Source organism: Synechococcus sp. A15-44 (assembly GCF_014280115.1).
In the GTDB taxonomy this organism is placed as follows: domain Bacteria; phylum Cyanobacteriota; class Cyanobacteriia; order PCC-6307; family Cyanobiaceae; genus Parasynechococcus.
Window position 1 is genome coordinate 1,092,748 of record NZ_CP047938.1, and the last position, 20,252, is coordinate 1,112,999.

At 61.4% G+C, this 20,252-nt stretch carries 22 protein-coding genes; 14 read left to right on the forward strand and 8 right to left on the reverse strand.

Annotated elements, in window-relative coordinates:
• The first annotated feature begins 40 nt into the window (after window positions 1-40).
• The 8 genes from trpD to SynA1544_RS06130 all read left to right on the forward strand — a co-directional run bounded on the left by trpD (window position 41) and on the right by SynA1544_RS06130 (window position 10,138).
• A complete protein-coding gene (trpD, locus tag SynA1544_RS06095) occupies window positions 41-1,087 on the forward strand; it encodes an anthranilate phosphoribosyltransferase (protein WP_186515200.1) in 1,047 nt (348 codons plus the stop codon).
• A gap of 7 nt (window positions 1,088-1,094) precedes the next feature.
• The gene (gene carA / locus SynA1544_RS06100; protein WP_186515201.1) at window positions 1,095-2,255 is read left to right on the forward strand and encodes a glutamine-hydrolyzing carbamoyl-phosphate synthase small subunit; all 1,161 of its coding nucleotides are present in this window, start codon (window positions 1,095-1,097) and stop codon (window positions 2,253-2,255) included.
• A gap of 42 nt (window positions 2,256-2,297) precedes the next feature.
• Entirely contained in the window at window positions 2,298-2,687 is a 390-nt protein-coding gene (locus SynA1544_RS06105; protein ID WP_186515478.1) for an STAS domain-containing protein, read from the forward strand.
• Complete coding sequence (locus tag SynA1544_RS06110; protein ID WP_186515202.1) at window positions 2,684-3,094, forward strand: Mini-ribonuclease 3; 411 nt, start codon at window positions 2,684-2,686, stop codon at window positions 3,092-3,094. Before SynA1544_RS06105 ends, SynA1544_RS06110 begins: the two co-directional genes overlap by 4 nt.
• 175 nt (window positions 3,095-3,269) lie before the next feature.
• On the forward strand, window positions 3,270-4,742 hold the full coding sequence (rlmB, locus tag SynA1544_RS06115) for a 23S rRNA (guanosine(2251)-2'-O)-methyltransferase RlmB (protein ID WP_370594102.1): 1,473 nt from the start codon (window positions 3,270-3,272) through the stop codon (window positions 4,740-4,742).
• A gap of 57 nt (window positions 4,743-4,799) precedes the next feature.
• The gene (locus SynA1544_RS06120; RefSeq protein ID WP_115132509.1) at window positions 4,800-5,045 is read left to right on the forward strand and encodes a DUF1816 domain-containing protein; all 246 of its coding nucleotides are present in this window, start codon (window positions 4,800-4,802) and stop codon (window positions 5,043-5,045) included.
• Window positions 5,046-5,073: 28 nt separating this feature from the next.
• On the forward strand, window positions 5,074-6,549 hold the full coding sequence (gene gatA / locus SynA1544_RS06125) for an Asp-tRNA(Asn)/Glu-tRNA(Gln) amidotransferase subunit GatA (RefSeq protein ID WP_186515204.1): 1,476 nt from the start codon (window positions 5,074-5,076) through the stop codon (window positions 6,547-6,549).
• A gap of 70 nt (window positions 6,550-6,619) precedes the next feature.
• A complete protein-coding gene (locus SynA1544_RS06130) occupies window positions 6,620-10,138 on the forward strand; it encodes a DNA polymerase III subunit alpha (RefSeq protein WP_186515205.1) in 3,519 nt (1,172 codons plus the stop codon).
• Between the two features lie 36 nt (window positions 10,139-10,174).
• Here SynA1544_RS06130 and SynA1544_RS06135 read toward each other — a convergent pair whose 3' ends face one another.
• The 3 genes from SynA1544_RS06135 to ruvA are packed head-to-tail and all read right to left on the reverse strand — an operon-like array spanning window position 10,175 to window position 11,571.
• On the reverse strand, window positions 10,175-10,588 hold the full coding sequence (locus SynA1544_RS06135) for a PAM68 family protein (RefSeq protein WP_186515206.1): 414 nt from the start codon (window positions 10,586-10,588) through the stop codon (window positions 10,175-10,177).
• A gap of 12 nt (window positions 10,589-10,600) precedes the next feature.
• Window positions 10,601-10,870: a 30S ribosomal protein S15 gene (gene rpsO, locus SynA1544_RS06140; RefSeq protein ID WP_186515207.1), complete on the reverse strand. Its 270-nt coding sequence runs from the start codon at window positions 10,868-10,870 to the stop codon at window positions 10,601-10,603.
• A gap of 56 nt (window positions 10,871-10,926) precedes the next feature.
• Window positions 10,927-11,571 (reverse strand): Holliday junction branch migration protein RuvA, encoded by a 645-nt coding sequence (ruvA, locus tag SynA1544_RS06145; RefSeq protein WP_186515208.1) that lies wholly within the window; start codon window positions 11,569-11,571, stop codon window positions 10,927-10,929.
• Window positions 11,572-11,593: 22 nt separating this feature from the next.
• Between ruvA and SynA1544_RS06150 the strand changes: the two genes are divergently transcribed.
• Window positions 11,594-12,055, forward strand: a complete 462-nt coding sequence (locus SynA1544_RS06150; RefSeq protein ID WP_186515479.1) for a hypothetical protein — start codon at window positions 11,594-11,596, stop codon at window positions 12,053-12,055.
• Between the two features lie 3 nt (window positions 12,056-12,058).
• On the opposite strand, the gene SynA1544_RS06155 is transcribed toward SynA1544_RS06150, so the two are convergent.
• Window positions 12,059-12,949, reverse strand: a complete 891-nt coding sequence (locus SynA1544_RS06155) for a DMT family transporter (RefSeq protein WP_186515209.1) — start codon at window positions 12,947-12,949, stop codon at window positions 12,059-12,061.
• Between the two features lie 53 nt (window positions 12,950-13,002).
• On the opposite strand from SynA1544_RS06155, the gene dnaG reads away from it, so the two are divergent.
• The 5 genes from dnaG to SynA1544_RS06180 all read left to right on the forward strand — a co-directional run bounded on the left by dnaG (window position 13,003) and on the right by SynA1544_RS06180 (window position 16,263).
• A complete protein-coding gene (dnaG, locus tag SynA1544_RS06160) occupies window positions 13,003-15,051 on the forward strand; it encodes a DNA primase (protein ID WP_186515210.1) in 2,049 nt (682 codons plus the stop codon).
• A 55-nt stretch (window positions 15,052-15,106) separates the two neighbouring features.
• Complete coding sequence (locus SynA1544_RS06165) at window positions 15,107-15,364, forward strand: hypothetical protein (protein WP_115132806.1); 258 nt, start codon at window positions 15,107-15,109, stop codon at window positions 15,362-15,364.
• Window positions 15,364-15,675: a hypothetical protein gene (locus tag SynA1544_RS06170; protein WP_186515211.1), complete on the forward strand. Its 312-nt coding sequence runs from the start codon at window positions 15,364-15,366 to the stop codon at window positions 15,673-15,675. The genes SynA1544_RS06165 and SynA1544_RS06170 overlap by 1 nt, the downstream gene beginning before the upstream one ends.
• A gap of 136 nt (window positions 15,676-15,811) precedes the next feature.
• Window positions 15,812-16,090, forward strand: a complete 279-nt coding sequence (locus SynA1544_RS06175; protein ID WP_186515212.1) for a hypothetical protein — start codon at window positions 15,812-15,814, stop codon at window positions 16,088-16,090.
• Window positions 16,090-16,263 carry a hypothetical protein gene (locus SynA1544_RS06180; protein WP_186515213.1) on the forward strand — a complete coding sequence of 58 codons (174 nt, stop codon included), beginning with the start codon at window positions 16,090-16,092 and terminating at the stop codon, window positions 16,261-16,263. Before SynA1544_RS06175 ends, SynA1544_RS06180 begins: the two co-directional genes overlap by 1 nt.
• Here SynA1544_RS06180 and SynA1544_RS06185 read toward each other — a convergent pair whose 3' ends face one another.
• From SynA1544_RS06185 to SynA1544_RS14690, 4 genes are all read right to left on the reverse strand, one after another.
• Window positions 16,264-16,611 (reverse strand): hypothetical protein, encoded by a 348-nt coding sequence (locus tag SynA1544_RS06185; protein ID WP_186515214.1) that lies wholly within the window; start codon window positions 16,609-16,611, stop codon window positions 16,264-16,266. It abuts the gene before it with no gap.
• 25 nt (window positions 16,612-16,636) lie between these two features.
• Entirely contained in the window at window positions 16,637-17,170 is a 534-nt protein-coding gene (locus SynA1544_RS06190; protein ID WP_186515215.1) for a hypothetical protein, read from the reverse strand.
• Window positions 17,171-18,916: 1,746 nt separating this feature from the next.
• Entirely contained in the window at window positions 18,917-19,918 is a 1,002-nt protein-coding gene (locus tag SynA1544_RS06195; protein ID WP_255477751.1) for an IS3 family transposase, read from the reverse strand.
• Window positions 19,800-20,087 carry a transposase gene (locus SynA1544_RS14690; protein ID WP_255477752.1) on the reverse strand — a complete coding sequence of 96 codons (288 nt, stop codon included), beginning with the start codon at window positions 20,085-20,087 and terminating at the stop codon, window positions 19,800-19,802. The genes SynA1544_RS06195 and SynA1544_RS14690 overlap by 119 nt, the downstream gene beginning before the upstream one ends.
• Window positions 20,088-20,252: the final 165 nt, after the last annotated feature.

Below are 20,252 nucleotides of genomic sequence, written 5' to 3' on the forward strand. Positions count from 1 at the left end.
GTGCCTCGCACCCCGGGTTTTTTACTGCCAGCTCCCCTCCATGTCTTCAGACCCGCGTTCCTGGTCCGGTTGCTTGGACCATCTGCTGCAGGGCAACAACCTCAGCTCCGATGAGGCCACTGCCCTGATGCGTGCCTGGCTGGCCGAAGAGCTCGAGCCCGTGCAGACCGGGGCGTTCCTGGCTGGACTGCGGGCCAAGGGGATGGTGGCCAATGAGCTGGCGGCCATGGCGGCTGTCCTGCGCGAGGCCTGTCCCCTTCCCTGCCCCCGGCCCGATCTGGCCATGGTCGACACCTGCGGCACCGGTGGTGATGGTGCCGACACCTTCAACATCTCCACGGCGGTCGCCTTCACCGCCGCCGCCTGCGGGGTCAATGTGGCCAAGCACGGCAACCGCAGCGCCAGCGGCAAGGTGGGTTCAGCCGATGTGCTCGAGGGGCTTGGCCTCAACCTCAAGGCACCGTTGAACAATGTTGTGGAGGCGTTGCCGGGAACCGGTGTCACCTTCCTGTTCGCTCCCGCCTGGCATCCAGCTCTTGTGAATCTGGCGCCGCTGCGACGCAGCCTTGGGGTCCGCACGGTGTTCAACCTGTTGGGACCTCTGGTCAATCCGCTGCAGCCCCAGGCGCAGGTTCTTGGCGTGGCGCGTCCGGAACTTCTCGATCCCATGGCGGGCGCTCTGCAGCGCTTGGGCCTGAGCCGAGCCGTGGTGGTTCATGGTGCTGGAGACCTCGATGAAGCGTCCTTGGCGGGACCCAATGCCTTGCGTCTGATCGAATCCGGGGGCATCACCACAAAGGAGGTTTCCCCTGAAGATCTGGGCCTCACCCGTGCTGGTCTCGATCTGCTGCGCGGTGGTGACTGCGCGGTGAACCAGCAGATCCTTCAGAACGTTCTTCAGGGGCAGGGATCCCTGGCGCAGACGGAGGTTGTGGCCTTCAACACAGCCCTGGTGCTCTGGGCTGCCGGGCTGCAAAGCGATCTGCCGGCTGCTGTTGCTCAGGCTCTGGCTGTTCTCAACGAGGGCAAGGCCTGGAACAAGCTTGTGGCTCTGCGGGCTGCCCTGTCCGACGGAGATGGAGAATGAGTGAATGATGACCTGCGGCGGCCCTTCGATGCCCGATTCCCCATCAGACAAGGCTTATCTCGTCCTTGCCGATGGCACGGTTCTCACCGGTGTCGGCTTCGGCCATCGCGGCACCACCATCGGTGAGGTGGTGTTCAACACCGGCATGACCGGTTACCAGGAGGTTCTGACGGACCCCTCCTATGCCGGGCAGCTGGTGAGCTTCACCTATCCCGAACTCGGCAACACCGGGGTGAATGCAGACGATCAAGAAGCTGATCGCCCCCATGCCCTTGGCGTCATTGCCCGCCAGCTGGCCCCAGTTCCCAGCAACTGGCGCTGTGAACAGTCCCTTGAGAGCTGGATGCAGACTCACCAGCTTGTGGGCATCAGCGGTTTGGATACCCGTTCCCTGGTGCGTCACCTGCGTGAGGTGGGGGCCATGAATGGCGTGATCAGCAGTGACGGTCAGACCCCGGCGCAGTTGCTTGAGCTCCTAAAGCAGGCCCCGTCGATGCAGGGGTTGAACCTGGCGGACCGCGTCACCACTCGTGAGCCTTACCAGTGGAATCAGGCCTGCAGTGTTGGCTTCGATCAGCGTTTGCAGCGCCGCAGCGACGCGCCCTTTCGCGTTGTCGCCATCGATTTCGGCATCAAGCGCGCCATCCTCGATCGATTGGTCGCCCATGGCTGTGACGTCACGGTTCTGCCCGCAGGCACGGATCTGGACACAGTTCGTTCCCATCGCCCGGATGGCGTCTTCCTGTCCAACGGCCCTGGCGACCCGGCAGCGGTGACCCATGGGATTGCCCTGGCCAAGCTGTTGCTGGAGGAATCCGATCTACCCCTGTTCGGCATCTGTCTGGGCCATCAGATCCTTGGTCTGGCCCTGGGCGGAGAGACGTTCAAGCTGTCCTATGGCCACCGCGGCTTGAACCATCCCTGTGGCACCACAGGCCAGGTTGAAATCACCAGTCAGAACCACGGCTTTGCCCTCTCCGCTGATTCTCTGGATTCAGACGTCATTGACGTCACCCATTTGAATTTGAACGACCGCACCGTGGCAGCGATCGCCCACCGTCAAAAGCCGGTGTTCGGGGTGCAGTACCACCCAGAAGCGAGTCCGGGCCCCCATGACGCCGACCATCATTTCGCCCGCTTTGTGACGCTGATGGCCGATCGCCGTTGATGAGGTGGTAGCCAACGCTCAGCATCACTACACTTCGTGCCGATGATGCCTGGGGGGCTTGATCCCATCAGCGAACTGCAGCGACTGACCGTCTCTCTCCGGGGCGGATTCGAACAGAAAGACGGCTGTCTGGTGTTTCATTTCACCGGTCAGCTGGATGCGTACTCCGAGAAGCAGTTCATGGAGTACGTGGGTGATGTTTTGAAGGCCAACAAGCTTCCTTCTGTTCTCGATCTCAGCAAGATCGATTTCCTCGATTCATCCGGCCTTGGGGCTTTGGTTCAGCTGGCCAAGCAATGCACGGATGCCAAACGGTCGTTTCTTTTGGTGGGCAACACCAGGGTGACGCAAACGATCAAGTTGGTGCGTCTTGAGGAGTTCCTTCATCTGGTGGAGGATCTGCCCACAGCCCTCAACCAGTTGGCCGCTTGAGCGATTGGATTCGAAGCCAGTCTCCTAGGGACATCAACGAACAGCTGGGACCATTGCAACTGGCTTGGATTGGTGATGCCGTGTGGGAGCTGCATCAACGGCTCCGCCATGGGTCGAGGCCAGGACGTTCTGACGACCTGCATCGTGCCGTCGTGGCTGATGTTCGTGCTGACGCCCAGTCCCGTTTGTTGAGCTGGCTGGAAGAACGCGAGCTCCTCTGCTCAGAAGAACTCGATCTGGTGCGGCGGGGTCGCAACAGTGTCGGGCGGGGGCCACGGCGCGCAGACGCTGCGGTTTATGGAAGGGCCACAGGGTTTGAGACAATGGTGGGCTGGCTGTTTCTGAACAATCCAGCCCGGCTTGCGGAGCTCTTCGATCACTTGGAGCAAGCCGAATCCAACCCATAACGTTGCCTCGCACACCATGAGCCCTCGCTTTGAACGCCGCTCCAGCGGCCCATCCCGCGATGGCCGTTCGGGGCCAGGGGGAGGAGGGGGCGGTCGACCACCAGGAGGCAGGCCGCCGAGTGGACGCGCATCCGCTGGCCGCTCCTCGATTGGGCGCTCGGATAACGGTCGCCCCATGCCCAGCAACCGCCGTTCCGACGGCGGTCGTTCTCCCTATGCCAAACCTGGGCGTGATGGCGGCGGTTATCGCGAACGACGCGCTCCACGGGATGGAGAGTGGGACCAGTCGCGAGGTGGCGATCGACCCGGTAATCGGTTTGGTGAGCGCTCTGGTGATCGACCCGGTTATCGGTTCAAGGAGCGGTCTGGTGAGCGTTTCGGTGATCGCGCCGCTGATCGATCCGGTGATCGAACTGGAGAACGTTTCGGTGATCGCCCGAAAGAGCGGTTCGGCAACCGCTCCCGTTCCTTTGACCGAGATCAGAACGCCCCCCGCTCGGGCTCTCAAAACGAACGCTCAGGGCCTGGCCGTTTTCGCGATCGCAACGATCGGTTCGGCGACCGCCGTCGCTCCGGGGATGAACGGCGCCAACCGTCCCAGCGCCCCAGATCCCGCTTCGACGAGGCTCGTCCTCAGCGGTCGGATGCAGCCCCGGAGGCTGCAGCGGCCACCCCGCCAGCGGACGATCTGATCTGGGGGCGTCATGCCACCCAGGCCGCGTTGGAGGCCGGACGCCCCATCCATCGCATTTGGTGCACTGCAGAGATGCGCAGTGCCTCCAAATTCCTCCAGCTTCTGCGTGAGGCCAAGGCCTCGGGAGTTCTCGTGGAAGAGGTGACCTGGGCCCGGCTGGGACAGATCACAGGTGGGTCCGTTCACCAGGGCATCGCCCTGCAGACGGCGGCGGCGGAAACCCTCGACCTCGACAGCCTCATCGAGGGCTGCTCGGATCTGGGGGAACCTCCATTGTTGGTGGCCCTGGATAGTGTCACCGACCCCCACAACCTCGGGGCGGTTGTTCGTTCCGCTGAGGCCATGGGAGCCCACGGTGTGGTGATCCCCCAGCGCCGTAGTGCTGGCTTGACCGGTTCGGCCGCCAAGGTGGCCGCCGGAGCCCTGGAACACCTGCCGGTGGCGCGCGTGGTCAACCTCAATCGCTCCCTGGAAAAGCTCAAGGACGCCGGTTACAGAGTGGTGGGCCTTGCCGCTGAAGGGGATGTGACCCTCACCGATGTCGACCTCAGCGGCCCGCTGGTGCTGGTCACCGGATCCGAGGATCAGGGCTTATCGCTGATGACCCGTCGCCATTGTGACCAGCTGGTTCGAATCCCTCTGCGGGGCATCACGCCCAGCCTCAACGCCTCCGTTGCCACAGCTCTCTGCGTCTACGAAGTGGCACGCCGCAACTGGATGAAGGACATTCATGGCCAAGCGCCTTCTCCGCCGATTCGGCGACCCAATCTCGCGGCTGCTGAATCGTCCGTTGAGACGGCTGATGTGGCTGCTCCGCCTGAACAGCCCGCTTCGCCCGAACAGCCTCAAGCTCCTGTGGAGAAGTCTCCAGAACAGCGGATTGACCTGGATCTGAATCCATCGCAGCCGGATGCTTCCTCGCCGTTCGATCAGAACATCCAGCTATCTCCCTGAATACAGCGCGTTTTTCCAAGATCTCGGGGCAAAATGCCCCGAGGTCCTGTTCATCCCATGAGTCCCCTGATTCGGCCGCTGCGCAGCCTTGCCAATGGCTTTGGAGTCGCTTGGTGGGCTCGCGTTCAGACGTCAGGCCCTGATGTGACCTATTGGTTCGGTCCCTTCATTACCCGCAAGGGGCTGGAGAGCGAGCTCAGTGCCTTCCTGGACGACGTCAAGTCGGAGCAACCCCAGTCGATCAGCCATTCCCTGCTGCGGACCCGGCGCTCCGAGCCCCTCACCATCTCAGCTGAGGGCTGATCCTGCGGCTGATAGCGTCCTTGCTGCAATGGATCGCAGGGACATGACGATCAGCGCGTGGCGTCAGCAACTGCAGAGCGGCGAGGTTTCCTCCCGCGAGCTCGTTGATCAGCACCTCAAGCGGCTCGAACGTTCTGAGCCTTCGCTGAACGCCTTTGTTGAAGTCACGGCTGATCAGGCCCGTGCTGAGGCGTCCCGCATTGATGAAGCCCGGGCCGCCGGCGAGACGCTCGGCCCCCTGGCGGGATTGCCGCTGGCGATCAAGGACAACCTCTGCACCAAAGGTGTTCGCACCACCTGTTCCAGCCGCATGCTCGACCAGTTCGTGCCGCCCTACGAATCCACGGTCACCGAGCGGCTCTGGCAGGCCGGTGGTGTGTTGGTGGGCAAGACAAATCTGGATGAGTTCGCCATGGGTGGCTCAACAGAAACGTCCGCATTCGGAGCCACACAGAACCCCTGGAACACCGCCCATGTGCCGGGTGGAAGCTCAGGTGGCAGTGCAGCGGCCGTCGCCGCCGGCAGTTGCGTTGCGTCGCTTGGTTCCGACACCGGTGGCTCCATCCGCCAACCGGCGTCGTTCTGTGGTGTGGTGGGCCTTAAGCCCACCTACGGCCGCGTCAGCCGTTGGGGCCTGGTGGCCTTCGCCAGCTCTCTGGATCAGGTGGGACCCTTTGCCGGCAGCGTTGCTGATGTGGCCGAACTGCTCCAGGTGATCGCCGGGCCCGACCCCCGCGATTCCACCTGCCTTGATGCAGCGGTTCCCGATTTCAGCGCCGGCCTCAATCAGTCCATCAAGGGACTCAAGGTGGGGGTGATCAAGGAGTGCTTCGATGCCGAAGGCCTCGATTCTGAGGTGAAGGCATCGGTGCAGGCCTCTGCTGCCCAGCTGGAGGCTCTTGGCGCTGAACTGGTGGAGGTGAGCTGCCCCCGCTTCAACGACGGCATCGCCACTTACTACGTGATCGCACCATCGGAGGCGTCGGCCAACCTGGCGCGATACGACGGTGTCAAATACGGCTTCCGTGCCGAAGACGCCGAGAGCCTTGCCGCGATGACGGCGCGCAGCCGTGCTGAAGGATTCGGTGCTGAGGTGCAACGGCGAATCCTGATCGGTACCTACGCCCTGTCCGCCGGATACGTCGATGCCTACTACAAAAAGGCGCAGCAGGTGCGCACCCTGATCCGGCGAGACTTTGACGCGGCCTTTCAGAGTGTGGATGTGCTGCTCACGCCAACAGCGCCGTCCACGGCCTTCAAGGCTGGCGCCCACGCCGACGACCCGCTGGCGATGTATCTGGCTGACCTGCTGACGATTCCGGTCAACCTTGCTGGACTTCCGGCCATCAGTGTTCCCTGTGGATTCAGCGCGGCAGGTCTGCCGATCGGGATGCAGCTGATCGGCAATGTGTTGGATGAACCGCGTCTGCTTCAGGTGGCTCATCAGTACGAGCAGGCCGCTCAGGTGTTTGCTTCACGCCCGGAAGCTGCACTGGTTCCCTGATCTGCGCCACATATGGGGGGTTGTGTTCCCCCTGAACGCTGGATCTTGCGTTGGGTCCTAGGCTGACCCCATGGCTTTCGTTCCTCTCCACAACCACAGCGACTACAGCCTTCTGGACGGTGCGTCGCAGTTGCCGGCCATGGTGGAGCGGGCAAAGCAGCTGGGCATGCCCGCCATCGCCCTGACGGATCACGGCGTGATGTACGGCGCGATTGAGCTGCTGAAGCTCTGTCAGGGTTCAGATCTCAAGCCGATCATCGGCAATGAGATGTATGTGATCAATGGCTCCATTGACGACCCACAACCCAAGAAACAGAAGCGATATCACCTGGTGGTGCTGGCGAAAAACGCCACCGGCTACCGCAATCTGGTGAAGCTCACCAGCATCAGCCACCTGCGGGGGATGCGGGGACGCGGGATCTTCTCCCGTGCCTGCATCGACAAGGAACTGCTGAAGCAACACAGCGAAGGCCTGATCATCGCCACGGCGTGCCTCGGAGGTGAGATCGCCCAGGCGATTCTGCGGGGTCGCCCCGATGTGGCTCGCAAGGTGGCGGCTTGGTATCAGGAGGTGTTCGGCGACGACTACTACCTCGAGATCCAGGATCACGGATCCCCGGAAGATCGGATCGTCAACGTTGAGATCGTCAAAATTGCCAAGGAGCTTGGCATTCAGATCGTTGCCACCAACGATGCCCACTACCTGAGCAAGCAGGACGTTGAAGCCCACGATGCCTTGCTTTGCGTGCTCACCGGCAAGCTGATCACCGATGAGAAGCGGCTGCGTTACACCGGCACCGAATACATCAAAACCGAAGAGGAGATGGGCCTTCTCTTCGGGGATCACCTCGAGCCTGAGGTGGTTCAGGAGGCGATCGCCAACACCGTCAAGGTGGCCGAGAAGGTGGAGCCTTATGACATTCTTGGGCGCTATCAAATGCCCCGCTTCCCGATTCCCGAGGGCCATACCCCCGTCAGCTACCTGAGGGAAGTGACCGAGCAGGGATTGCGGGATCGGCTCGAGCTCAGCCCTGATGCTGCCTTGCCCGACGACTATGCCGAGCGCATGGCCCATGAGCTCAAGATCATGGAGCAGATGGGATTTCCCACCTACTTCCTGGTGGTGTGGGATTACATCCGTTTTGCCCGGGAACAGAACATTCCCGTCGGTCCGGGTCGTGGTTCCGCCGCAGGGTCGCTCGTCGCGTACTGCCTGGGGATCACCAACATCGATCCGATCACCAACTGCCTGCTGTTCGAGCGCTTCCTCAATCCGGAACGCAAGTCGATGCCTGATATCGACACCGACTTCTGCATCGAGCGTCGTGGTGAGGTGATCGACTACGTCACCGAGCGCTACGGCGAGGACAAGGTGGCGCAGATCATCACCTTCAACCGGATGACCTCCAAGGCGGTTTTGAAGGATGTGGCACGGGTGCTCGACATTCCCTACGGGGATGCCGACCGTCTGGCGAAGCTGATCCCGGTGGTTCGCGGCAAGCCCGCCAAGCTCAAGGCGATGATCGGCGAGGAATCACCCAACCCCGAGTTCCGCGAGAAGTACGAGGCGGATCCAACGGTGAAGCGTTGGGTGGACATGGCAATGCGGATTGAAGGCACCAACAAAACCTTCGGTGTTCACGCTGCTGGTGTGGTCATCGCCGCTGATCCCCTCGACGAACTGGTGCCGTTGCAGCGCAACAACGATGGTCAGGTGATCACGCAGTACTTCATGGAAGACGTGGAATCCATGGGTCTGTTGAAGATGGATTTCCTGGGGTTGAAGAACCTCACGATGATCGAAAAGACCCTCGAACTGGTGGAGGTGAGCAGTGGCACCCGTGTCGACCCCGACAAATTGCCGCCCCAGGATGAAGAGACCTTTGCCCTTCTGGCGAGAGGTGATCTGGAGGGGATCTTCCAGTTGGAATCCAGCGGAATGCGGCAGATCGTGCGTGATCTCAAGCCGTCATCCCTGGAAGACATCTCCTCGATTCTTGCCCTTTACAGACCGGGTCCCCTCGATGCTGGCCTGATTCCCAAATTCATCAACCGCAAGCACGGCCGGGAGGCCATCGACTTCGCCCACGCGATTCTTGAGCCGATCCTGTCCGAGACCTACGGGATCATGGTGTACCAGGAACAGATCATGCGGATCGCGCAGGATCTGGCCGGTTACTCCCTGGGTCAGGCCGATCTGCTCCGGCGGGCGATGGGCAAGAAAAAAGTGTCCGAGATGCAGAAGCACCGCGGCATCTTCGTTCAGGGTGCTGGAGAGCGCGGCGTTGATCAAAAGGTCGCCGACGAACTGTTCGATCAGATGGTTCTCTTCGCTGAATACTGCTTCAACAAGAGCCATTCCACGGCCTATGGCGCCGTCACCTACCAGACGGCTTACCTGAAAGCGCACTACCCGGTCGCTTACATGGCGGCTCTGCTCACGGTGAACGCCGGAGCTGCCGACAAAGTGCAGCGCTACATCTCCAATTGCAATGCGATGGGGATTGAGGTGATGCCCCCGGATGTGAATGCCTCGCTCACCGATTTCACCCCCAATGGCGATCGGATCCTGTTCGGCCTCTCCGCCGTTCGCAACCTTGGTGATGGTGCGATCCGTCAATTGATCGCCGCCCGCGATAGCGATGGGCCTTTCCGTTCCCTGGCGGATCTCTGCGACCGCATCCCGTCCTCGGTGCTCAACCGCCGTGGTCTGGAGTCGTTGATTCACTGCGGTGCCCTGGATGCCATGGATCCGCAGGCCAACCGTGCTCAGCTGATGGCAGATCTTGATCTGCTGCTCGACTGGGCCTCCTCACGGGCCAAAGATCGAGACAGCGGTCAGGGCAATCTTTTTGATCTGATGGCTCCTGCGGCCGATGCCGATGGGCCGGCGGATCTCAGCCATGCACCCAAGGCGGCGCCGGTGCCGGACTATCCCCCAACCGAAAAGCTTCGTCTTGAAAAAGATCTGGTGGGCTTCTACCTCTCCGATCACCCGCTCAAACAGCTCACACCCTCGTCGAAGTTGCTGGCTCCCATCGGTTTGGGCTCCCTGGAGGAACAGCCTGACAAAGCCAAGGTGAGTGCCATCGCGATGGTGGCTGAAATGCGCCAGGTCACCACCCGTAAGGGCGATCGCATGGCGATCCTGCAGCTCGAGGATCTCACCGGAAGTTGCGAAGCCGTGGTGTTCCCCAAGAGCTACGCGCGCCTCGCAGATCACCTGATGGCAGAAGCCCGACTTTTGGTGTGGGCTGGGGTCGATCGGCGTGACGAGCGCGTGCAGCTGATCATTGACGACTGCCGTGCCGTCGATGAGCTCAATCTGCTGCTGGTTCAGCTCCCCTCCGATCAGGCCAGCGACATTGCCATTCAGCACAAGCTGCGGGAATGCCTGAACCAACATCGCCCTGAGCGGGATGAGCTGGGCGTGAAGGTGCCTGTGGTCGCCGAGGTGTGCCACGGCGACAGTGTTCGCTATGTGCGACTCGGCTCCCAGTTCTGCGTCAAAGACGTTGATGCAGCGATCGCGTCACTGCGCACTCAATCCTTTGAAGCCCGGTGCAGCGACCGTCTGGTGCTCACCTAATTGTCTGATCAGGAGGGCCTGATCCACAGAACTGGATCAGGACTTTGGTTGCTTTTGCTGCTGCTTCTGGGCCCGGATCGACTCCTTCATCCGCTGAATGTTCGGCTTGAAGTTCTCGAATCCGAGCAGAGAACCCGGTTCGGGATCCCAGCTGGCGGTCAACACGCCAACGCTGAGGCCCACTAGACCCAGGAGGAAAAACAGGCCGGAACCCGTCAGCGTGAGCCCTGGAGCGATATCGGCGATGCCACGGGTGACAACGAAATAACTGCCAACAAAAACTCCCATCCCAGCGAGGGACGGGAGTCCTGTGAATACAGCAACCCGGCGAGCCATCCGATCGGCCACGTAGCGAGGAATGGCTTCCTGCCGAGGCGTCCCTGAAGCAGGCTTGCTTCCCTTCCCAGACCCTTTGGGCTCAAAGGGGAGGGCGTTGCGTTGCTCAGGCATGGGGGACGTCGATCAGCCGCGGATGCCCAGTTTGGCGATCGTGTCGGCGTAGCGTTGCTCGCTCTTGCTGCGCATGTAGCTCAACAGGCGCTTGCGGCGGCCAATCATCTTGAGCAGCCCCTGCCGTGAGGAGAAGTCATGGATGTTGTTCTGCAGGTGGGTGCTGAGACGGTTGATCCGCTCACTCAGCATGGCCACCTGGACCTCGGCAGAACCGGTGTCGGTGCCGTGGGTCTGGTGGGTGTTGATCAGCTGCTGCTTCTCGGTGGTATCAAGCGACATGCGCGGGGGGCGGCCTTGTCAGTGCAAACAACCAGCTTACCTTCGCGTGGTGCGGCTCAGGCCGATTCGCGGCTCAGCCATTGCAGGCAGCCCCGCAGCCAGGCGTCCTGGTCGTCTCCAGCAGGCGGTTGGCCATCGGCGCCCTCAGCGATCGCACGGATGGCTCGACGGATTTCCAGATCGTCGTAACCCAGCATCGAGAGGGTCGCTTCCACATCGGCACCGCTTGCCGGCATCTGCTCCGAGCTGACGCCTTCCGCCAGCGATGGGGCGGGATCCACGCCCGCGAAGGCCGCAATCGAGGCCCTGAGTTCCACCGCCAGGCGCTCAGCGGTGCGTTTGCCGATGCCCTGCGCCTTGCAGAGGCGACGCAGATCACCGCTGCTGATCGCTTCCACCAGCTCCTGGGGCTTGCATTCCTGCATCAGCGCCAGACCGGCCTGGGGGCCTACACCGCTGACGCTGATCAGCAGCCGGAACAGATCCCGCTCCTGGCGCAGGGGAAAGCCGTAGAGGCTGCTGCCGTCCTCCCGCTGCACCTGATGAATCCACAGGTTTAGGTCGCCGTCCGCCGGAAGGTTCTGCTGATGCCGCTTGGTCAGGTGCACCTCATATCCGACCCCACCGCAGAGCAGCAGAACGCCGCTACGGTTGCCTTGACTCCAGCACTCCATCGGTCGTCCCTGAAGCCAGCCGATCATGGGGAGAGGTTTCAACCGCGTCATGTTGCCGCAGCTGTCATTGCCTGTCTCTGCTTTCAAGCGCGTTGTGCGCCGTTTGCTTCAGGTGCTGTGCGTTCTATCGATCGTGGTTTCACTGACGGCATGCAATGGATCTCAGCCGCCACGGGCTCTCCTGAATGAAGCGCTGGCCCTGCAGATTCAGCTCACCCAGTCGGCCATTGCCAGCTCCCTCGATCTCACCCCGATGCCCATCGCCCCAAGCGTGAGTCGGGTGCGGGTGGAGGACCAGGAAAGTTTTTCCCTGGGTGACGAGCAGGGCCTCAGGATTTCAGGCCGCTTCGACTGGCAGCTCCCCGGCGACCGTGTGCAGGTGGATAGCCCGTTTGAACTGTTTCTGCAGCGGGGCTCCCGTGGTCAGAGCTGGCGCCTGGCCAGACCCAAAGGCGGATCCGACGACCGCCAGGCCTGGCTGACGTACCCCCTGGGTTTGGACAAAGCCTGAGCTCTAACGTCGCGCCGACAGGCTGATCAGGGTGGCGGCCAGCACCAGCATCCCGCCGCCCACCTGCCAGGCATTGATCGATTCGGCGAACCACAGCCAGCCCCAGCCTGCGGCAAAGACCACCTGCACGTAGTTGATTGATGTGGCTCGGGCGGCGGGCAGGCAGCGCAGGCCCTCGGTCACCCAGATCTGGCCCAGCTGGGTCATCACCCCGACCCCCAGGAGCCAGAACCATTCGATGCCTTGGGGCCAGACCCCTTGCTGCAGCACCCAGGGCAGGGTCAGGGGAACCGAGATCATCGGGAAATAGAGGATGATCACCAAGGGGTGCTCGGTTTGCGACAGCCGCCGCACACTCACGTAGGCCAGGGCGGTCATCAGAGCGCCACCAATGCCGATCAGGGCAGGGATCAGTTGCGCAGGTTGGGCTGTTCCCGTGAGCCACTGCGGTTGCACCACCAGGGTGACGCCGATCCAGCCCAGCAGAACCGCTGCACTGATGCGTCGGCGCAGGGGCTCGCCCAGCAGCAACAGCGCTGCCACGGCGGTGAAGGTGGGGTAGGTGTACTGCAGCACCGTCGCTGAAGCGAGCGGCAGCTGCTCGATCGCTTCGAAGAAGCAGAGCAGGGCCAAGCTGCCCAGCACCCCCCGCGCCACCAGCAGCCCCCGTCGCTGGCCCCACGGGGAGACCCCGGCCAGGCGCAGGCCCACAGCGGTCAGAACGATGCTGATCAGGGCCCGGCACAGCACGATTTCCGCCACCGGAAGCCGACTGTTCAGTTGCTTGACGCAGACCGTCATCAGGCTGAAGGCCAGGGAGCTCAGGATCAGGGCACGGCTGCCCCGCACCGAGTCCTGGTTCCACCAGGGCTGTGGGGTCTGCGGTTCGGCCATGGCTGTTCGGATGACGGGGTGCACGGAACCCTGCGACTTCGCAGAATGGACCGATGGTGAACGCCCGCCTGCACCCAAGAACGATCGAGGCCGTCAAGGAACGGGCCGACATCGTTGATGTGGTGGGCGAGCACGTGGTGCTCAAGAAGAAGGGACGGGAATTCGTCGGGATCTGTCCGTTCCATGACGACAGCAAACCGTCGATGACGGTGTCGCCCGCCAAGCAGTTCTACTACTGCTTCTCCTGTGGTGCTGGCGGCAACTCCATCAAGTTCCTGATGGAGTTCCAGCGCCAGAGTTTCAGCGATGTGGTGCTGGATCTGGCGCGGCGTTATCAGCTGCCGATCGAGACGGTGGATGGTCCGCAGCAGGAACGGCTGCGGCAACAGTTGTCCCGCAGGGACAAGCTGCAGCGGGCCCTGGCCCTGGCTGCCGGTTGGTTCCGCAGCCAGTTGATGGCGCCTGCTGGAGCAGAGGCCCTCAAGTACCTCAGTGAGGCCAGAGGGTTGAGTCCCGCCACCCAGGAGACCTTTCAACTCGGCTATGCGCCGGATCAGTGGGATGGTCTGCTCAAGCATCTTCAGCAAGTTGAGGGGCTGGCGCCTGAGCTTCTCGAGGCTGCTGGGCTGGTGGTTCCCCGCAAGGGGGGCAACGGGTTCTATGACCGCTTCCGCCATCGGGTCATGGTGCCGATCCATGACCGTCAGGGCCGGGTGATCGGTTTCGGGGGACGCAGCCTTGATGGCAGCGAACCGAAATACCTCAACTCCCCCGAGACCGAAGTGTTCGAGAAGGGGAAGCATCTGTTCGGTCTCGACAAGGCCTCCAATGCCATCCGCAAGGACGACAGGGCAGTGGTGGTGGAGGGCTATTTCGATGTGATTGCCCTGCATGCCGCCGGCATCACCAACGCTGTGGCCTCCCTCGGCACGGCCCTGAGCAGTCAGCAGATCACCCAGTTGTGCCGCGTCAGCGACAGCAAGCGGATCGTTCTGAATTTCGACGCCGACGGTGCCGGTGTCCGTGCAGCCAATCGAGCCATCGGCGAGGTGGAGCAGCTGGCGATGCAGGGCCAGCTGGAGCTGCGGGTTCTGCACCTTCCTTCAGGCAAGGACCCCGATGAGTTCCTCAAACAGAACGGGGCCGGCGATTACCGCGCCCTGCTCGATCAGGCCCCCCTCTGGCTGGATTGGCAGATCGAGCAGGTGCTGGAGGAGCGCGATCTCAGCCGGGCCGACCAGTTCCAACAGGCGGTCACGGCCCTGGTGGGGCTGCTGGGCAAACTGCCCCAGTCCGCCGTGCGCACCCACTACCTCCAACGGGTGGCGGAGCGCCTCAGTGGTGGCCAGGGACGCCTGGCGCTTCAGCTCGAGGACGACCTGCGGCAGCAGGTGAAGGGCCAGCGTTGGCATGGGCGCTCCAGCCGTCATGAGCAGCCCGGTGAATCCGGACAGCGGGAGCGTTGTGAGGCCGATCTGCTGCGGCTGTATCTGCATTGCCCCCGGCATCGGGCCACGATTCGCCAGGAACTGCGCAAACGCGAACTGGAGGATTTCGCCATTCCCCATCACCGCCATCTCTGGGCGGCCATTACGGATCTCGAGGAGACCAACCTGGGTGAGGGGCGCATGGAGTCGATCAGCCGTTGCGACGACGACGGCGAGGGTCTGGATCTCATCGATCTGCCCCGCTTGCTCACCGATCAGCTTTTGCTGGAGAGCAGTGCGCTGGTGTCTCGCCTGACGCCCCTTTTGGAGCCAGGTGAATTGCAGCGTGTTGCCCTGGCGGAGCCCCTGGAGCAGCTGCGGGGTATTGCTGCTCTGCTGGAGCGTCAGAAAAGCTTGAAGCGCTGCCGGCACCTGTTGGAGGCCTGGGGCGGCCAGCGTCTGCAAACCCTGGAATCCTGCATCGCTGTTCTGATTGATCAGGAGGCTTCGTCAGATCAGGCCTCCGTGGACATGGAGGTGCGGATTCAGGCCCTCTTCGATGACCTCAACCGTGATGCGCTGCGCTACCAGGAGTTGTATTACACCGAGCGAAAACACATCGGCCATCTGGATCAGCAACGTTGCGCCAGTTACACCGTTCCCCCGGCCGCCTGAGCCATGGGCCGGTGGTCTGGGCAAACTGCATCAGGATCTGTTCCTCGAGTTGAAGATGTCTGAATTCTTCGAAGCGATCTGGCACGGTGAGGGCGTCGGCGACGGCGGTGATCTGGAGGAAGCGCTGCAGGCCTACGTCGCGGTGAAGCCGGAGGAGGGGGATTGGGTTGAGGCTTGCGCCGCCGAGGGGGCCGACCCTGTGATCGAGCGCTTCGCCTCGTTTGACGCCTACCTCGACAACGCTGATCCGCTTGAGCGCATTGCCGTCACCCCGCAGATGATCAGCGAAGCCCTTGCGTTGTTGCCGTCCTGATGACTGATTCGCAGCTGGATTTCGCCGCGCTCGATCCGGTCAACCACCTCTGGCCGGCCTTTGTGGAGCGTCTGGGTTCCGAGAAGGCTCAGCGGGCTGTTCGTCAGGCGCTGGATCTGCAGGGCATGCGAGGGCATCAGGGCACCCTGCCGGTGCTGTTCACTGAAACCGGAGGACTGGCGTTGGCCAGCACCGATCTGGTGCGGGAGCATACCGGATTAAATTCTCACGGGCAAGACATGGTGCTTTTGCTTTCCTCCAAATCCCAGCAGTGCCAGTTGATTTGGGGAAACTTCAAGGCTGAGGGCTGACCTCGCCGAGGAGAGTCAAAAGGGCCAAGGTTGGAAAAAAGTTGGAAAAACGGGGGTCGCGGCGGATCGCTCCGGCCCTGCTCAGGGCGCTGTTCTCAATAAGTCGGGGGCTGTTTTGAAGCCCTGAATCAGGGTGTTGCGCGTTGCCCTCGGGCTGCCAAAACTGGAGGTCTGCAGCAGCACCCTCATGCCCGATCTCGCCCCGCTGATGGAAGGCATGGAAGCGGTGGTGGCTGAGATCGATGTGCATTGCGAATGCCTTGCTCAGGAGCTGCTGCCCCATGACCGCCAGCACATCGAGCTGAACCTTGCGCCCGGCTGCGCCCGGGGGCTCCAGCTGATCGCCATCCACCAGCAGCTGCTCAACATGCAGCTCGATCGGATGGTGTTGGATCAGCTGGTTGAGGCGGACTGATGCCGGAACCGATGAAGCCCAGGGCGCTGACTTACACCGAAATGATGAACGGCGGCCGCCAGCAGATGGATGAGGCCGAGCACGTCCGTGAGCAAGAGGTTCAACAGCGGGTCGATGCCCTGGAAAAGGACGTTGATCAGCTGGAGCAGGCCCTGGCGGCTGAGGCCGACTGATCAGATCTCCTCGGGGTCGATGCCCCGGGCGTCGAGCAGATAGCTCTGCTGATTGATCAGGCGATCGACTTTCGTCTCGAGCCGCTGGAAATCAGCCTTGGTTGGACCCTCGGCGATTTGGTCGCTTATGTCATCGAGCTGGCACTGGATGGCTTCCGTCCCTTTCTCGACGGCGGTGCCCACCGCTTTTGTGTCCTCGCTCAGGTGCTCCTGGCTGATCAGAACATGCTTTCGCAGCGTCTGATTGGAGTTGGCCACGTTGCTGAGGCCCTTATTGGCAGCCTGCATCTGGCGCTGAATCAGCTCTGCCCACTGGTTGCCGCGAGCGTCGGGAAGTTCGTAGTTCATGGATTAAGGGAGACAGGGTTACGAGTCAGAACAGCCAGTGATCACTGAGCCGCTTGCAGAAGTCGGTGACTGCAGAGCGGAATTCGCACTGGGTTTCGTATTTGGAGACTGCTGATTTCGGAATCGTTCCGTCTTTCCTCAGCTGAGCCAATCCAATGGCCAGCGCTTCGGCAGCGACACCGGAAAGGGATTTGCCCTCCGCTTCTGCCCACGCCTCGAGCAGGAGTTTTTGTGTGGAGGCCAGCGATACCTGCAGCTTGTCCTGCTTGTCGCTGGGCTTCGAGATCCTCGCGACCTCTTGGAACCAAAAACAGTGGGATGAATCGTCCAGCTGTTTCTGGAGTCCCTGAGGATCCCGGGTGTTGAACGAGCGGAAGAATTCATCGATTCGGTCCATCGACCGCTCCATCACCTCGAGGGCTCTGCGATAAACGCCGGGAGAGTAAGAGCCTTCCTCCTCAACTTTCTCGAGCTGAGCCATCGCCTCAGTTCGATTCACCTCGAGCTGGTGGTTGAACTCCCGTGCTTTCTGGATCTCCTCGCTGACTTTCTCGGCCATAGATGAACTGCTGCTTGTGGAAAACGTAGCAGCGTCTTTGCCTGCTTGCATCACTCTTGCAAGATTCTCAGGAGATTCTTCTGCGGGTATACCGTGAGAGTTGTTGCCCTGGCTGAGGTCTGCGGGGTTGACTCTCCGCGGCATTGCGAGGGGTGAGCAGGGCGGCGACGCCCGTAGCCGCCCCAGCTCCAGCAGGGATTCGCTTGCGGATCATCCAAAGCTGATCTGACTGAGTGACCCTTTGCCGGTGGTTGGCGTATGGCTGAGCGGTAGCGAAAGCGCCAGTCCGTAATTGGTGGCTAGAAGCAGCTTGCCAAGCCTGAAGACATGTGATTGTCCCTCTGTCGTCAGTGCTGGCGAGGATTATGCGATTTTTCTCACTGCCTCAATCCCGAGGCTCTGACTGGCATATGCCGGTCGGTGGGAGCGAGCTTCTCGGGGTTGTCGATATTCGAGCCAACGACCATCTGCCCCAGTGAGGGCACTAACTCCATTCCGTTGGATAGAGCCGTGTCTTAGTCGCGCTGAGTCCGGGGGTGTCCTCAAGGAGGTGCTGTGCAGCCCACATTCCTCTGACGACGCGGCAGACACCTTCTTGATCGCAGACCCTGTAGTACTCGAAGCCCTGCGGAGCAGTGGTGAGTTTGGTTGCTCTCATGTTCGTTATCCCTGCTAATCCAATAAGTAGGCGGCAGGATGGGTCCTGGCTGAGTAACTCGAGACAGAACGTTCCTCTCGTTACAAATCCTTGGTTGGCTTAACGATCTCGCCTGCCGGAAGTGACGCTCTTAGGCCGTCGCTTTGAAAACGAAGGTCATGACAAGGACTGCAATCGCGACGGTGCCACCGAAGTAAGCAACGTTCGTGTGGAGTCCTTTCATGCAGCCTCTGCAAGTCGTATGAGTCTGCTGTTTTTTCTCTGGCCGATGGCTAAGGCTTAATGCCTAAATCTCCGCAAAAGAGGAAGGCCGCCCCTCCCGGTGGAGAGACGGCCTAGCTCGCTCGTTTATGCATTGCAGTCGACCTAGTCAGTAGGTGTTGCCTTTGGGGATCTCCATGGCAATGGAACTGAAAGAAGAAGGTCGAAGCGTCTGGCTTGTGGCAACCCTGGGGCCATTTGGACCAGGTGTGATGCGGGACTCCTGCGGGGCACCTAGACGAACGGTGCAGAGGAGTGTCGACTGATCAGACGCACATCAGTGTCGTCACAGACGAAGCGCTCACGGTTGGGTTGAAAGTTGGAGCAGGGGCCAGAAAAGTCAGGCTGCTTCTGGGATTTGCTGTGGTGGAGTGTCGGCCGTCATTGGCACCTCCGATCTCGATGGACACACTCTCGGCAGCCGTGGAGCACCCGGCAATCAGCTGTCGTGCTCATTGCCTTCTGAGGCGAATCGGTCGATTGTGGGAGCGGCTTGCTGACTGCTGGCTGTGTTTCGTCTCAGTGCAGCAGAAAAGCGTTTCGCCCTCACTTCCTTCGCTGTGAAGCTGGCGATCTTTTGGATTGCTCAGTTGTTGGTGTGCGTATTGGATCCGCGTCGGCTGGTGTGCGGTGTCGTGGAGAGGGGGTTCCTGCCCTGCCTGATCAGCTTTGCGGTGATGGATTTTCTAGTGATTCCGCAACTAAGGCGCCGCTGGGACCGCTAGTCCCGTTGCCCGACCACATTTGACTGAATTGTGCGGGGAAGAGTCCTTGCGGCCCTCGATTCCCCTGTTGTTAGGGAGGAGGCCAAGTGAGGTGGGTGCTTTTTATTGGACAGTTCTGGCCCCTGAGATCGTTAACTCCAGGCGGGAGGGATTGGGTTCGGTTTCAGTGTAGACGGCATAGGGAGTTTTCCCTCCCAGTGAACTGTGGGGTCTTACATGGCAGTACCTCCACAGGAAGCGAGCCAGGCTGATCTCAGCCTCCCAGCCATCGCTGTAGGCATGGATGTACACCTCCTCGTATTTGACGGTGCGCCAAAGCCTTTCGACCAGGATGTTGTCGTAGCAGCGCTTTCGTCCTGACCAGCTGATCTTGATCTTCTCGGCCTGCAACCGTGCCACAAAGTCAGTTGAGGTGAACTGGCAGCCTTGGTCGGAGTGGAAGATCTGCGGTCTCCGGCCACTGCTGAGGGCCATCCCCAGAGCCTCCAGGCAAAACTCCGTGTCAAGACTGTTGGACAGCTTCCAGCTGAGAACATGCCTGGAGTGGAGATCCATGATCGCCACCAGGTGCAGGAATCCTTTCTGCAGTGGGATGTAGGTGATGTCGGTGGCCCACACCTGATCCACCGCCGTGATCGCTTTGAGATCCACCAGACAGGGATACCGCTCGGCAGGATCACCGGGCACAGTGGTGCGGGGTTTCTGGTAGATCGCCCGCAAACCCATGCGGTGCATGAGGTTTCGGACACGGTCACGACTGATCGGGATCCCTTCTCCGGCCAGGTAGGTGACCATCCGCCGACTGCCACTGCAGGGATCCTCCAGGTAGAGGGCATCGATCCTGGCCATGATCCGCAGCGTCGATTCACGCACCGGAACTGACCGGTAGTAGAGCGTCGATCGCGGTAAGCCCAGCAGAGCGCATTGCCGGCTGACGCTGAGCCCAGGGTGGTCGTGATCGACCAGCTTGCGCAGTTCATGGGCGTCAGAGCAGCTGAGATTTTTTTTTGAGCCACTCCAGCTCCATCTGGAGCTTGCCGATCTGTTGGAACAGCTCAGCTTCCTTGGCCTGGCTCTCGCTGCTGTCCTTGCTCTTCTTGCCACGGGTGAACAACTCACTGGCGCTATCCAGGAGTTGCCTCTTCCACTGGCTCACCTGGATGGGATGGATGGCGTGATCAGCGGCGATCTCCTGGATCGTCTTGCGACCACTGATCGCCTCCATGGCGACTCTGGCCTTGAATTCGGGACTGTGGGTGCGGCGCTTGCTCATCGGTGGGAGCCCCGATCAGGGGCGATGCCCTGCCTCAGAGGTTAACGATGGGACCTGCCCAGAAAAACCAATCCACCTCACAAGTGGTCCTCGACTCCCAGGTGCAGATCCCCCTGGGCCTGCAGGGTCAACATGCGCTCAACCCTGTAGCGGTAAAGGGAAGGC